The 14,555-nt window shown below is 71.4% G+C and carries 12 protein-coding genes; 11 read left to right on the top strand and 1 reads right to left on the bottom strand.

What is annotated here, in order from left to right; all coding sequences use genetic code 11:
• Positions 1–4: 4 nt before the first annotated feature.
• From ABT294_RS09620 to ABT294_RS09600, 5 genes are read left to right on the top strand one after another with little or no spacing between them, the layout of a single operon-like run.
• A complete protein-coding gene (locus ABT294_RS09620; protein ID WP_350804752.1) occupies positions 5–340 on the top strand; it encodes an STAS domain-containing protein in 336 nt (111 codons plus the stop codon).
• On the top strand, positions 337–2,370 hold the full coding sequence (locus ABT294_RS09615; RefSeq protein WP_350804751.1) for a glycogen debranching protein: 2,034 nt from the start codon (positions 337–339) through the stop codon (positions 2,368–2,370). Before ABT294_RS09620 ends, ABT294_RS09615 begins: the two co-directional genes overlap by 4 nt.
• Positions 2,367–2,672 (top strand): anti-sigma factor antagonist, encoded by a 306-nt coding sequence (locus ABT294_RS09610; RefSeq protein ID WP_350804750.1) that lies wholly within the window; start codon positions 2,367–2,369, stop codon positions 2,670–2,672. Before ABT294_RS09615 ends, ABT294_RS09610 begins: the two co-directional genes overlap by 4 nt.
• Positions 2,672–3,130, top strand: a complete 459-nt coding sequence (locus ABT294_RS09605; RefSeq protein WP_350805156.1) for an ATP-binding protein — start codon at positions 2,672–2,674, stop codon at positions 3,128–3,130. Before ABT294_RS09610 ends, ABT294_RS09605 begins: the two co-directional genes overlap by 1 nt.
• Positions 3,105–4,343, top strand: coding sequence for a PP2C family protein-serine/threonine phosphatase (locus tag ABT294_RS09600; protein WP_350804749.1), 1,239 nt, complete (start codon positions 3,105–3,107; stop codon positions 4,341–4,343). The genes ABT294_RS09605 and ABT294_RS09600 overlap by 26 nt, the downstream gene beginning before the upstream one ends.
• Before the next feature lie 75 nt (positions 4,344–4,418).
• Here ABT294_RS09600 and ABT294_RS09595 read toward each other — a convergent pair whose 3' ends face one another.
• Positions 4,419–5,759 carry an AAA family ATPase gene (locus ABT294_RS09595; RefSeq protein ID WP_350804748.1) on the bottom strand — a complete coding sequence of 447 codons (1,341 nt, stop codon included), beginning with the start codon at positions 5,757–5,759 and terminating at the stop codon, positions 4,419–4,421.
• A gap of 179 nt (positions 5,760–5,938) precedes the next feature.
• Here ABT294_RS09595 and ABT294_RS09590 point away from each other — a divergent pair, with 179 nt between their 5' ends.
• The 6 genes from ABT294_RS09590 (at position 5,939) to ABT294_RS09565 (ending at position 14,537) form a co-directional block, all read left to right on the top strand.
• Positions 5,939–6,751: a helix-turn-helix transcriptional regulator gene (locus tag ABT294_RS09590; RefSeq protein WP_350804746.1), complete on the top strand. Its 813-nt coding sequence runs from the start codon at positions 5,939–5,941 to the stop codon at positions 6,749–6,751.
• A gap of 190 nt (positions 6,752–6,941) precedes the next feature.
• A complete protein-coding gene (locus ABT294_RS09585) occupies positions 6,942–10,163 on the top strand; it encodes a type I polyketide synthase (protein ID WP_350804745.1) in 3,222 nt (1,073 codons plus the stop codon).
• 172 nt (positions 10,164–10,335) lie between these two features.
• Positions 10,336–11,262, top strand: a complete 927-nt coding sequence (locus ABT294_RS09580; RefSeq protein ID WP_350804744.1) for a hypothetical protein — start codon at positions 10,336–10,338, stop codon at positions 11,260–11,262.
• A 99-nt stretch (positions 11,263–11,361) separates the two neighbouring features.
• Complete coding sequence (locus tag ABT294_RS09575) at positions 11,362–12,366, top strand: alcohol dehydrogenase catalytic domain-containing protein (protein ID WP_350804743.1); 1,005 nt, start codon at positions 11,362–11,364, stop codon at positions 12,364–12,366.
• Between the two features lie 20 nt (positions 12,367–12,386).
• Positions 12,387–13,670: a ferritin-like domain-containing protein gene (locus tag ABT294_RS09570; RefSeq protein WP_350804742.1), complete on the top strand. Its 1,284-nt coding sequence runs from the start codon at positions 12,387–12,389 to the stop codon at positions 13,668–13,670.
• 195 nt (positions 13,671–13,865) lie between these two features.
• A complete protein-coding gene (locus ABT294_RS09565) occupies positions 13,866–14,537 on the top strand; it encodes a hypothetical protein (RefSeq protein ID WP_350804741.1) in 672 nt (223 codons plus the stop codon).
• The last annotated feature ends 18 nt before the right edge of the window (positions 14,538–14,555 follow it).

Here is a 14,555-nt window from a genome sequence, read left to right as displayed (position 1 = left end):
GGACATGGAAGTACGTAGAAGCGTCCGTGGCGGTGTCACCGTCATCGCCATGGGCGGCCGGCTGGACAGCGAGACCGCGCCGCGCGTCCAGCAGGAGCTGGAGGCGCTGTTCCCCGACGAGGGCCTGGTCGTGCTGGACCTCAGCGAGACCACCTACATGTCGAGCGCCGGGCTGCGGGTGCTGCTGCTGATCTACCGGCAGGCGCAACGCAGCGCGGCCCGCCTCGCGCTGACCGGGCTGCCGCCCGACGTGCGCGAGATCATGGACGCGACCGGCTTCCTCGGCTTCTTCACCGTGGTCGAGTCGGTCGAGGAAGCGGTGGAGGCGTTGACCGTATGAAGGCGCTGGAGCCGATCGACGCCTACCCCACCCAGCGGATCGCCGGGTTCCCGGTACGGGTGGGGCGGTCGCTGCCGTTCGGAGCCACCCAGGTGCCCGGCGGCGGCGTCAACTTCTCCGTCTACTCCAACCACGCCACCTCGATGACGCTCGTCCTCTACCAGACGGGCGAGCCCGAGCCGATGGTCGAGCTGCCGTTCCCCGAGTCGTTCAGGGTCGGCGGCGTCTACGCGATGACCGTGTTCGGCCTCGACGCCGAGGGCATCGAGTACGGCTACCGCGCCGACGGCCCCCACCAGCCCCGGCACGGGCACCGCTTCGACCGCTCCAAGGTCCTCGCCGACCCGTACGCCAGGCTGGTCACCGGCGTCGGCCCGTACCGTCACAGGTCGCGGGTCGCGCTCGACGACTTCGACTGGGAGGACGACCGCTCGCCGCGCGTCCCTCACGAGGACCTGGTGATCTACGAGGTGCACGTGCGGGGCTTCACCCGGCACCCCTCGTCGGGCGTGGCGGCCCCCGGCACCTACGCGGGGCTCGTGGAGAAGATCCCCTACCTGCGGGAGCTGGGCGTGAACTGCGTCGAGCTGATGCCGGTGTTCGAGTTCGACGAGACCGACAACACCTTCACGGGAGTCAACTACTGGGGCTACAACCCGACCGGGTTCTTCGCCCCCAAGGCGTCCTATGCCGCCACCGGCCGCCACCACATGCAGGTCGACGAGTTCAAGCACCTCGTCAAGGAGATGCACAGGGCGGGCATCGAGGTGCTGCTCGACGTGGTGTTCAACCACACGGGAGAAGGCGACGAGCGCGGGCCCTCGATCAGCTTCAAGGGCCTCGACAACGCCACCTACTACATGCTCACGCCCGACGGCCACTACTACAACTTCAGCGGCACCGGGAACACGCTGAACTGCAACCATCCGGTGGTGCGCGGGTTCGTCCTCGACTGCCTGCGCTACTGGGCCTCGGAGTTCCACGTCGACGGGTTCCGGTTCGACCTGGCGGCGATCCTCGGCAGGGGCGCCGACGGGGAGCTGCTGCACAACCCGCCGCTGCTCGAGTCACTCGCCTACGACCCGGTGCTGCGCGACTGCAAACTGATCGCGGAAGCCTGGGACGCCGCCGGCCTCTACCAGGTCGGCGCCTTCCCCGACTACTGCAGGTGGTCGGAGTGGAACGGCCGCTACCGCGACACCGTCCGCAGGTTCATCAAGGGGGACCTCGGCGTCACCGGCGACATGGCCACCCGCCTCGTCGGCTCGCCCGACATGTACAGCCACCGGGGCACCTCCGCCACGGTCAACTTCGTGACCTGCCATGACGGGTTCACGCTGCGCGACCTGGTCTCGTACGACCACAAGCACAACGACGCCAACGGCGAGCACAACAGGGACGGCGACGACAACAACCACTCCTGGAACTGCGGGCACGAGGGCGAGACGGACGACCCCGGCGTCCTGGCGACCCGCGACCGCCAGACCCGTAACGCGCTGCTCATCCTGCTGGCCAGCAGGGGAGTGCCGATGCTGCTGGCCGGCGACGAGGTCGGCCGCACCCAGTTCGGCAACAACAACGCCTACTGCCACGACAGCCCGTTGACCTGGTTCGACTGGGGGCTGCTCGACGAGAACGCGGACCTGTTCCGCTTCGTCAGCCGGGCGGTCGCGTTCAGGCAGGCGCACCCGGTGCTCAGGCGGGGCGGCCCCGGCGTCGTCAGCTGGCACGGCGTGCGCGCCTGGGAGCCCGACTGGTCGCCGCACTGCCGGCTGCTCGCCGCGATGTTCGACGGCGACGGCGACGACTGCGTCTACGTCGCCGCCAACTCCCACTGGGAGGGGCACCAGCTGGACCTGCCGGAGCCGCCGCGCGGCCTGACCTGGCACCGGTTCGCCGACACCGCCGCCGCGCCCCCCATGGACGCCCACGAACCGGGAGCCGAACCGTCGCTGGACGACCAGTCGCAGGCGTGGATCGGCCCGCGAAGCGTGCTGATCCTGGTCACCCACAGGAGGAAAGAGCGATGAGTTTCAAGGTGAAGATGAACGTCGAAGGGGACACCGCGACCATCAGGCTGGCGGGAGAGCTCGACGGGCGCTCGGCGCCCGAACTCAACGAGCTGGTCGGCGAGGCCGTCGAGCGCCGGGTGGACAAGCTGGTCCTGCTGCTGGACGAGCTGACCTACATGTCGTCCGCAGGGGTGCGCTGCCTGGTGTTCGCCCACCAGAAAATGCCGCGAGGCTCGGAGATCACCCTGGTGGGCACCCAGCCCGAGGTGGCGGAGACGATCCGGCTCACCGGTTTCGACCGCAGCATCGTGATGCAGTGATGCTCGCCTGCCGGCTACGCCTTGACGGTTCGCAGACGTCCCTGCCGGGTGTGGTGGCCGACTTCGTCGCGGCGCTGGCCGACGAAGCGGGCCTGACGTCCCGGCAGGCGTACTGGCTGCGACTCGCAACGGACGAGATCACCACGAACATCGCGCACCACGGCTACCGCGGTGGCGAGGGCGTCGTGGACATCGCGGGCGAGATCGAGTGCGACCGGCTGCGCGTCTGGATCGAGGACGACGCGCCGCCGTTCGACCCGACCGGCTACGACCCCGCGCCGCGGTTGTCCGTGCCGCCCTGCCAGCGCGAGGTGGGCGGCTACGGCCTGCTGCTGGCGCTGGGCAAGGTCGACGAGTTCAGTTACGAGTTCGTCGGCGGACGCAACCGCAACACGTTGATCATGTGGTTGCTGGGAAGTGATGGAGACGTCGATGCCGAATGCCCTGGTGGTCGCTGAGCCCAGCGGCGTGTCCGAAGCGGTGGTCGAGCTGGACGGGGCGCTGCGACAGGAGGGCTTCGACGTCCGGCACGCCGCCCCGGCCGACCTGGCCAGGCGGCCGGACGCGTGGCCGTACCCCGACCTGCTGCTGGTGTCGGCGTCGCTCGGCCTGCAACGGATGGCGCTGTTCACCCAGCGGTTCCTGATCGACGGGCGGACCCCCACGATCGTGGCGTTCCCCGACGACGACCTGGGCGCGCTGGAGGAGTGCGTGCGCGGCGGGTTCGACTACGTCACCAGGCCGTTCCTGCCCAGCCTGCTGCGGAGCAGGGTGAACTCCTGCTGGGAGCGGTGGCAGCTCAGCACCACCGTCGAGGAGATGGCGGCGCTGGCCAGCCTGCGCGAGTACGAGCGGGAGCTGAGCATCGCCCGCGAGATCCAGGCCGGGTTCCTGCCCGAGTCGATGCCCATCATGGAGGGGTGGGAGATCGCGGCCAGCTTCCGGCCCGCCAGGCAGGTGGCGGGCGACTTCTACGACATCTTCACCATCGTCAACGGGCGCAGGCTGGCGTTCGTCGTGGCCGACGTGTGCGACAAGGGCGTCGGGGCCGCGCTGTTCATGGCGCTGATCAGGACGCTGCTGCGGCACACGGCCGAGCACACCGGGTTCGCGCAGGTCGTCAGCGACGACCTGGCGGTCTCGGTGAACGGCAGGTCGAGCGAGATGGCGCTGCCGCTGCTGTCGCTGGGGGCGGGGCCGCTCATCCAGGCGGTCGTCGGCACCAACCAGTACATGGCGCGCAACCACCTCAAACAGGGGTACTTCGCGACGATGTTCTTCGGCGTGCTGGACCCGCAATCCGGGGACGTGCTCTACATCAACGGCGGCCACAACCCGCCCGTCGTCCTGCGGGCCGACGGCCGGCAGACGCTGCTACCGCCCACCGGCCCCGCCGTGGGGATCCTCGCCGACAGCTCCTACACGCTCGGGCACGTCCAGCTCGCCCCCGGCGACGCGCTGTTCGCGTACACCGACGGGGTGGTGGAGGCGAGGAACGGAGAGCACCGCCTGTACGGGACGCCCCGGCTCATGGAGATCCTGGCCCAACCGGGCGCGGGGGCGGACGTCCTGCTCAGCGCGGTCGACGTCGACGTCCGGCACTTCGTCGGCACCGCCGAGCAGTCGGACGACATCACCACCCTCGCCCTCCGCAGAACCCTCACTCCCTGACCCCGCCCGCCCCCAACCCGTCCCACGCCCTGAGAGCGTTGGGGCGGGCTGGGGGAAGCAAAGTCCTTCCGGGGATCAGGCGGCTTCCGGGGTTCTGGCGACCATGGAGACCGCGACCGCGACGTCCCAGCCCGAGGACGGTTCACCGCCGTGGAAGCCGGCCGCGAGCAGCGTGGCCTCGCCCGTACGGCCCGTCAGCAGCAGCGCGTCGATCAGGCACGCCGTCAGGTGCGGCGAGAGCCACGGCGGGCCGGGGTCCATGCCGCCGGCGATGAGGGCGAGCGCCCGCCGCAGGTGGAAGACCGCCTCGTCGGGACGGACCCGCAGCGTGGTCATCGCCTGCGCGGCGTGCACGAACAGCGCGGTCTCCCGGTCCTCCCGGTCGATCATGCCGAGGCCCTCGGCGGCACGGCCGGTCAGGGCCATGATCCAGGCGCGGTAGGCGAGGTAGCGCGGCTGCGGCCGAGCCCCGCCGAGCAGCGCGGCGTGCAGCAGGAACTCGGCCGCCGCGCCCGGCCTGCCCAGCCCGCAGGCCAGGTTGATCGCCTTGGCCAGCGCCAGGTGCGGGGTGGTCTCGACGACGCTCTCGGGCAGCGAGTCCAGGAAGCGCATGCTGTCGTGCGGACGTCCGCGCAGGAGCAGCAGGTGCGCGAGCGGCGCCGCCACCAGCTCGCCCTTCCCGCACCACGCGGCGGCCTTGCACAGCTCGTAGGCCCGGTCGAAGGCGAGGCCGGACCACGCCTCGTGGGTCGCGTCCACCAGGTGGCGCAGCGACGCGGCCTGCCCGCTCCGGGGCCGCCACTCGGTGACCGCCGCGAACTCCCACCCGGTCGCACCGCGCACCAGCCGGTCGGCCAGCCCGCGCGCCACCAGGAAGTCGTGCAACAGGGCGGCGTTGCCCCTGGACGCCGAGTGCAGGGCGAGGGCCGTCGCCTGGCGGACGTGCCCGCCGGCGAGCCGGGCCAGCAGCGCGGCCACCTCCGCGACCGTGAACGGCGGGAGGGTCAGGCTGCGCGCGTCCGGTTCGAAGCGCAGGCAGTCGGTCGGGTCGGGGCGCCGCGCCGACTCCCCGGTCAGGGTGGTGACCAGCACCGTGCCGAGCTTCCTGCGGCCCAGCTCGCGCAGACTGAGCAGGCTCGCGTGATCGCTCAGGTGCGCGTCGTCCACGACCAGGAGCAGATCCCTGCCGCCCCCGGCCGGTTGGACGCGGTCCGTGATGTCGCCCGTGATGTCGGCGGCGCGCAGGCGGACGACCTCGTACGGCGCCGCCTCCTGGCTCTCCAGGACCTGCTCGACCAGGGCGCTGCGTCCGGCGCCCGGTTCCCCCGCGATGACGATCGGCCCCGCGCAGGTGTCCCGCAGCGCGGCGCGAATCGTTTCAAGTTGCTGGCTCCGCCCCACGAAATGCCACTCCATCGAATCCCCCCTGTTGTTATGGAAGGGCGAATTCATGCTTTGGGACGGTTGACCCGCCGGTCAATCCCGAGATGACGGAATCAGGACACATTTCTCGGTGACAATCGTGTGCCGGGCTTCTAGACTCGGGGGATGACTTTGCACAGCACATGATGCGGTGGGGGTAATCAGGGGGCTCTGTGTCAGGCGACGACTGGAGCCGGCAGGAACTCGCCCGCTTCTTGCGAAGCCGCCGGGCGAGGGTGATGCCGGATCAGGTGGGGCTTCCGGCGGGCAACCGCAGGCGGACGAAGGGGCTGCGCAGGGAGGAGGTCGCGGTTCTCGCCGGTCTGAGCCCGACCTGGTACACCTACCTGGAGCAGGGGCGTGACATCCGTCCGTCGGTGCAGGTGCTCGACAGCCTGGCGCGGGTGCTCGACCTCAGCGAGGACGAGCGCCGTTACATGCACACCCTGGCGCACGGCCAGGTCGCCAACCCGCATCCGCTCGACGCGGAGGTGACCCCGGGCGGCGTGATGAAGGGCCTGGTAGGTCTGATGGGGCAGACCGCCTACCCGGTCTACGCGACGGACGTCTACTGCGACCTGATCGCGTGGAACGCCGCCGCCGCCGAGTGGTACGACGACTGGGCCGCGTGCCCGCCCGAAGAGCGCAACATCCTGCGCTGGATCCTGCTCTCACCGGTGGCCAGGCAACGCCTGCCCGACTGGGAGAGCGACACCCGCGACATCGTCGCCCGATGGCGGTCGGAGGTGGCCAAGTGGCCCAACGACGATCGGATGAACAAGCAGATCGCCGAGTTCTCCGGGCTGAGCCCGGTGTTCGCCCGGCTGTGGCGCGACCACGACGTGCAGGAGCACCGCAACGGCCTGCGCCGCTTCCGCCACCCACGGCTCGGCCTGCAGACGCTGCGGATCGCCATGATGCTCACCCCTGACGAGCCGATGGTCGGGCTCGTGATCCATTTTCCGTTGAACGTGTCAGATGTCTGACCGCGAAACAATTCGAAACACGGAGTTCGCATCCGGAATTTGATCGTCCTGGCGACGATCGGTATTTCGTCATCTGCTAATTGACAGCCGGGCCCGCCGCCCGAACCTTAGGTGATGTCGTGAACCATCATTACCGTTGCGCGGGCCGCCACGATTTCCCGGTGGCCCGCGCGCAGATGGGAATGGAAGTATGCACGTCAACCATGGGCGGGATCCCATCGCCATCGTCGGCGCCTCCTGCCGCCTGCCGGGCGCGCGGAACCTGACGGAGTTCTGGGATGTGCTCAGCCACGGGCGGGACGCGATCGGCACCATCCCGCGTGAGAGGTTCGACGTCGTGACCGAGCACGGCAGGCGCCCGGACGTCCTGACGGGCGCGGGGGGTTACCTGGACGACATCGCCGGCTTCGACGCCCGGTTCTTCGGGGTCTCGCCGTTCGAGGCGGTGCGGATGGACCCGCAGCAGCGCGTCCTGCTCGAGGTCACCTGGGAGGCGCTCGACGACGCGGGCATACCGGGGGAGAGCCTGGCGGGCAGCGACACCGGCGTCTACACGAGCCTGCTGTCGTCCGGCTACTGGGACGTGCTGCGCCGCGCGGGGATGTACGACATGCACGCCGCGCTCGGCGCGGCCGTGAACGGCATCTTCCCCGGACGGATCTCGACCCTGCTCGACCTGCGCGGGCCCAGCATGGGCGTGGAGGCGGCGTGCGCCACCTCGCTGCTCGCCGTGCACGTGGCCTGCCGGGCGCTGTGGTCGGGCGAGATCGGCCTGGCCATCGTCGGCGGCGCCAACCTGCAGATCGTCCCCGACCTGTACTTCGCGCTCGCCGACGCCGGCGTCCTGTCCAGCTCGGGCCGGTGCCTGTTCGGGGACGTCGCCGGCGACGGCTACGTGCGCAGCGAGGGCGTCGTCAGCATGGTGCTCAAGCCGCTGTCGCGCGCGCTGGACGACGGCGACCGCGTCTACGCCACGATCCTCGGCAGCTCCGTCACCCACGACGGCCGCACCGGCGGCTCGCTCGTCGCGCCCGGGCTGGAGGGGCACGAGACGATGCTGCGCAGCGCCTACCGCGACGCGGGCGTCTCGCCGTGCGACGTCGACTACGTCGAGGCGCACGGGCCCGGCACCCGCGTCGGCGACCCGACCGAGCTGGCGGCGCTCGACCTGGTCCTGCGGGAGGGGCGGCCCGCCGACCGGCCGTGCCTCATCGGGTCCGTCAAGTCCAACATCGGCCACACCGAGTTCGTGGCCGGGCTGGCGGGGCTGCTGAAGACCGCCCTCGCCGTCCGGAACCGCACCGTGCCGGCGACGCTGCACGTCACGGAGCCGCACGCGGTCCTGCGCGCCCAGGACCCGGCTGTGCAGCTCGCGCTGTGCACCCAGGACTGGCCGTCGCGCGGCACGCCCGCCCTGGCGGGCGTCAGCTCCTTCGGCATGTCGGGCACCAACATCCACCTCGTCCTCTCCGAGGCCCCCCGCCCGACCCCTCATACGGTCTCCCGCCTCGCCCCCGACACAGCCACCCGTCTCGCCCCTGACACGGCCACCCGCCCGGCCCCTGCTGCGGCCTTCCCCTCGACCCTCGGCCCGCTCTCCGACGCGGCTCCTGTCTCCCCCGTCGCCGCAGGTGTCCTCCCGTCGCCCTCTCTTCCCCTCCAAAGGAGGTCAGCGCACGTCGGAGGGGTGTTAGGGGTCGGTGGCGCGCACGGGGCGGAGAAGCCCGACGCCGAGGAGGCGCACGGGGCGGGGAAGCCCGACGCCAAGCCCGTCTACGTGTTGCCGGTGTCGGCTCGGGACCCGCAGGCGCTGCGGGAGCTGGCGGTCGCGTACGCCGACCGGCTCGACGCCGGGACCGACGTGGACGACCTGTGCTTCAGCGCCGGGGCCCGCACGTCGCAGCGCGACCGCAGGCTGGCGGCGATCGGCGCCGACGCCGCGTCCCTGGCAGCCGCGCTGCGCGCGTTCGGCGAGAGCGGACGGGACGACGGCCGGACCCTGGTCGCGGGGGAGCACCGCGTGACCAGGAAGCCGCGGGTGGTGTTCGTCTTCCCCGGCCAGGGCGCCCAGTGGGAGGGCATGGGCAGGGACCTGCTCGCCCGCGACCCCGCCTTCGCCCGCCGGCTGCGCGCCTGCGCGCGGGCGGTGAAGGCCGAACTGGGCTGGTCCCCGCTGGACGTCCTGCTCGGCAGGCGGAAGATGTCCCGGGTGGACGAGATCCAGCCGACCCTGTGGGCGATGCAGGTCGCCCTGGCCGCGGCCTGGCGCGAGCGGGGAATCGAACCCGACCTGCTCATCGGCCACAGCATGGGCGAGATCGCCGCCGCCGTCACGGCGGGCGCGCTGAGCGTCGAGGACGGCGCGGCGGTCGTCTGCAGGAGGAGCACCCTGCTCTGGGAGCCGCGGACGTCCGGCGCCATGTGGGCGGTCGGGCTCGGCGAGGACGACGCCCAGGAGGCCATCGGCGAGCACGCGGGCAGCGTCTGCGTGGGCGTGGTCAACAGCCGGCACGCCACCGTGCTCTCCGGCGACCCCGCGGCTTTGGGGCAGGTCGTCGAGCGGCTGCGGCTGCGCGGGGTGTTCTGCCGCCAGGTGAACGTGGACTACGCCTCGCACTCCCCGCAGGTGGAGCCGCTGCGTACGGCGCTGCTCGACGAGCTGCCCGAGCTGCGGCCCACGGCCGGCGACATCCCCATGCACTCCAGCGCGCTGGACCGGATCGTCGACGGCGGCGAGCTGGACGCCGGGTACTGGTTCGACAACCTGCGGCTGCCGGTCCGGTTCGCCGCCGCCGCGCAGGCCGCCCTCGCCGACGGTCCCGCCGTGTTCGTCGAGATCAGCCCGCACCCGCTGCTGCAGTCCGCGCTGGAGGACGAGATCGAGGCGAGCGGCGTGCGGGGCGCGGTCGTGCCGTCGCTCCAGCGCGACGAGCCGGAGGCCGAGGCCCTGGCCGCGGCCCTGGCCAGGGCCTACGTCCTGGGCTGCCGTCCCGGCTGGGAGCGGATGCACCCGGACGGCCGGTACGTCCCGCTGCCCGCCTACCCGTGGCAGCACAGGCGGTTCTGGCCGGACGCCGGGAAGAGCGTGCTGTCCGTCCAGGGTGTGCTCGGCGGGGAAGCCCCCGTCCCCGAGCCGGCGACCGGCGTGGCGCGTCTCGACCTGGCGAGCCTGTCCGAGACGGAGCTGGCCGGGTTCGTGGCGGGCATGGCGGCTCAGGTCCTGGCCGTCCCGGGCCACGAGATCGGCATCGACGTGCCGCTCACGCTGCTCGGCCTGGACTCCGTGCTGGCCACCAGGTTCAGGGACAGGATGCGCCGGGACATGGGCGTCGACGTGCCCATCCGCGACCTGCTCGGCCCGAGCACGCTCCTCGACCTCGCCACCGGCCTCCGCTCGGCCGCCGCCGTCTAGCGCCGGCCGTCCCCGGACGGGACTCTCACCGAGGGAGCCCGTCCCACGCGCCGGACGGGCCCTGTCAACCGGGCCCGTCCGGCGGGTCCGGCCACGCGTGCGCGGGTGGAAGTCGGACTACTAGCATCAACTGGCTCTTGGGCGGACGGGCAAGGCGCCGCAACATGGGCGCATGGTGCTTGCCGTGGTGAAAGCGGTGGCGGGCGGCACGATCGTGGTCGCGGTCTGGCTGAGCGTGCTGCTCACCGTCTTCACGCCGAGAGGCAGGCCGTCGCGGCTCGTTCGCGGCACGTTACGCGTGTTCGCCTACTCGATCCTGCCGATCGCCGGGCGGCTCAGGCACCGCGTCCGGGAGCCGCTCGCCGACCTGTGCGCCCCGCTGACCCTCTTCACGGTGGCGGCCGTCTGGCTCGGCGCGTCCTGGGCCGGGTTCGCGCTGCTCGCCGAGACCCCGTTGCGGGAGGCGGAGTGGGCGTCCAGGTTGCTGCTCCTCGCGGTGGTCACGACGTACCTGCTGCGTTTCGTGGACGCCTACGGCAGGCGGGAACGGCTGGTCGCCAGGCTGGCGGGCAGCGTCTGCAAGCCGCGCGACGCCGACGGCCTGCTCGCGGTGTTCCTCAGGACCGGCTCGCGGGACCACCTCGACACCCTGTTCGCCGAGTGGACGGGCTGGATGACCGAGGTGGAGAGCTCGCACGTGGCCCATCCGACGCTCACCTTCCGCAGACCGGCGGGCGACCTGGACTGGCTGAAGGCCGCCGTCATCGTCCTGGACGTGGCGGCGCTGACCGAGGCGCTGGCGCCGAGCTGGGCGCCCGCGCACACCCGCGCCCTGCTCGACACCGGGACGCGCTGCATGCAGCGGCTGACCGCCGGGCTGTGCATCCGCCTGCCGCCGATCACGGTCAGCCTCCAGGGACGGGAGGAGCGCAACTTCTCCGACACGCTGCGCCTCGCCAACGACGCGGGCCTGCCGGTCGAGCGCGACCAGCAGGCGGCCTGGGCCGTCTTCCAGGGGCTGCGCACCGGCTACGCGCCGCACGCGTACGCCATCGAGACGCGTCTGCACTACGAGCGCGACGAGGTGCCAGATGACTGACCTCCGGTTTTCCGCCGCCTGCTTCGTTAAGTACGGCTGCCCCGGGCGCGGAGGCCGAACCTATCGTGGGCATCCGAACCGCTGGCGAAGGAGGACAACGTGCGCGCAGCCGTGATCACGCGACTGAATTCACCATGGGAGTTCCAGGAGCTCGCCGATCCGGTGGCGGGGCCGGGGCAGGTCGTCGTCCGCATCCGCGCGTGCGGCATGTGCTTCAGCGACGTGCTGGTGCACCGCGGCCACTGGCCCGTCCAGCTCCCGATCGTGCCCGGCCACGAGCCGGTCGGCGAGGTCGTACAGCTCGGCCCCGGCGTCACCACCCTGCGGGTGGGCGACCGGGTGGGCGTCTCGTGGATGCAACGCGGCGAGGGACGCTGCGTCCAGTGCCAGAGCGGCAGGCCGGTGCGCTGCGAGCACACCCAGACCTGGATGGACCTCGGCGGCGGGTACGCCGACCTGATGCTGGCCTGGGAGACGGGCTGCTTCCTGCTGCCGGAGGGCCTGGCCTACTCCGACGCGGCCGTCGCGTTCTGCGCCGGCTACACGTCCATGAGCGGACTGCGCAACGCCGACCCGAAGCCGGGAGAGCGCGTGTGCGTGCTCGGGGTCGGCGGGCTCGGCCACATGGCGGTGCAGCTCGCCGCCGCGATCGGCCTGGAGACGGTGGTGCTCACCACCTCGCCCGACAAGGCCGAGTACGCCGAGGAACTGGGCGCGGTGCGGGGCATCGTGACCGGCGACGACCCGGGCAAGGCGCTGGCCGACGCGGGCGGCGCGGACATCGTCCTGGCGACGACCACGTCCGCGGAGCTGGTCTCGAAGGTGGTGTCGGGGCTGCGGCACTCGGGGCGGCTGGTCACCATGGGCGTCACCGGGCCGCTGCAGATCGACGACATGATGACGCTGCTGTTCAAGCAGTGCTCCATCAAGGGCAGCACCCACAACAACCGCGCGGACCTCGTCGAGGTGCTGCAGCTGATGGCGGCGGGCAAGGTCAAGCCGCGCGTCGAGCTGTTCCCGCGCGCCGAGATCAACGATGTCCTGAAGCGGGTCGAGGCAGGTCAGGTGCGCTACCGCGCCGTGCTCCAGGACGACTCAGCCTGACGAACGGGAGGATCATCCACATGGCCGAGCCCAGGATCGTGGTGGCGAACCGGGAACACCTGTGGTGGCTGCTCAACGAGGCCGCCCAGCTCGAGCACATGATCTTGTGCCAGTACCTCTTCGCGGAGTTCAGCCTGAAGGACGGTACGGACGAGGGACTGACCCACGAGCAGGCGGAGGCGATCAGCTCCTGGCGCAAGGTCCTGCACGACATCGCCGTCGAGGAGATGCTGCACATGGCGCTGGTCGCCAACCTCACGGCGGCCATCGGCGCGGCGCCGATCTTCGGCAGGCCCAACTTCCCGCAACGGTCCGGATACTTCCCCGCCGGGTTCCAGATGGACCTGGTGCCGTTCGGCGAGCAGGCGCTGAGGCACTTCCTCTACCTCGAACGCCCTGAGGGGATGGAGTTGCAGGACGCCGGCGAGTTCGTCCCGGGCGTGCCCGGCCGCGAACGGCTCGACCCTGAGGAGCTGATGCCCCGAGGGCAGGAGTACGGCACGATCGGGCACCTGTACCGCGGCCTGGAGGAGGGGCTGCGCGAGCTGTCCGCGCGGCTGGGCGAGCAGGCGGTGTTCGTCGGGTCGCCGCGCGCCCAGGCCACGCCCGAGCTGTTCCGCTGGCCGCAGCTGATCGCGGTCACCGACCTGGACTCGGCGCTCGCCGCCATCTCCATGATCATCGAGCAGGGTGAGGGGTCGCGCGGCGACTGGCAGAAAGCGCACTACGGGCGCTTCCTGGCGATCTGGCAGGAGTACGGCGAGCTGCGGCAGCGCGACCCCTCGTTCGAGCCCGCGCGGCCGACGATCGCGGGCTTCCTGCGGCAGCCGTACGACATCGCGGCCCCGCAGCCGGTACTCGGCGACCCCGTCGCCCGCCGGGTGGCCGAACTGGCGGTGCTGGCCTACGAGCTGGTCCTGCACCTGCTCACCCGGTTCTTCACGCACACCGACGAGAGCGAGCAGCAGCTCGGCCTGCTCGTCGGCATGGCGATCCGGCTGATGGCGGACGTGCTGCGGCCGCTGGCCACGTCCCTGACCAGGTTGCCTGCCGGGCCCGAGCATCCGGGCCGCACGGCGGGCTTCGCGTTCGAGATGTACTACGCCATGAGCAACTTCGTGCCCTGGCGCGAGCCCTCGTGGGCGTTGCTCCACGAGCGGATGCTGATGCTGGCGGAGCGCTGCGGAGAGGCGGAACGGGCGGGCGGGGCGCCCGCCGAGGTGACGGCGGCCGGGCAGCAGGCGGCCCGCTTCGCCGAGCAGCTCCGCGGGCACGTGCCCCCGGCGCTGCTGCCGCCCCGCTGACGGCCGGGCAACCGGCCCGCGTCGCGCAGGCGTCCTGACCGCCGACCCGGCAGGGCGCCCGCCACGCCTTCCATCGGCATGCCCTCGAATATCTCCGTCCGGCGACTTGCCAATGTACGTACCGGTGTTTTGACGCGGGCCGCGCGAGTCGTCAAGCATTTCACTTATGCGCCGGTTTCTCGACCAGGAGGCATTATGAGTGTCGGCACCGCCGATCCGGCCGTCAACGCGAATTTCACGGTCGGCGAACTCTCCGGCAGATGGCGCAGCCCGGTCGCCGCCGAAGTATTCCCCGGGATATTCGGCATCGATGACTTCTGGCTGCACAGCCCGTTCTGGGCCATTCATTTCAACTCGTACCAGGACCCGGACTGCGAGGGCAGGCTGTTCGAGCTGATCATCACCGGCATGTTCGAACTGCTCGACCCGAACCCGTCCGTCGAGGGGGCGCGCAACGCGGACTTCTCGCGCACCAAGGTCTGCCTGCGCCTGTTCGAAACCGGGCTGGTCGCGGCGGCCGACGAGGTCCGCGCCGGCAACGGCCACTGGCAGCCCGGCGAGTGGCAGGACGTCTCCCTCGGCGGCTGCTCCCCGCTGGACCTCCCCGGCGTGGACGAGTGCCCCCGCGAGTACGACATCCTCGGCCTGGCCCGCTCGGGAGCCCAGGACGGCAGCGACGACCGGCTGTACTTCGGCCAGCGGCACCACGACGAACTCGGCTCGATCTGGACGCGGCGCGCTCCCGGACTCCTCGACTACTACGTCGTCCGCGTCGTGGGCGCACCACCGAGCGTCGGGCACGGCGCGGAGTGGGGACCGTCGGAGTGGACCCACATCACCAGCTCCTACAGCCCGCGCCAGCCGTGAACAGCACCACCACGAAAG

This window comes from Nonomuraea sp. NPDC000554 (assembly GCF_040300065.1).
Lineage (GTDB): Bacteria > Actinomycetota > Actinomycetes > Streptosporangiales > Streptosporangiaceae > Nonomuraea.
Note: the sequence above shows the minus strand (reverse complement) of the source record. Positions and strands in the feature narration are given on the sequence as shown.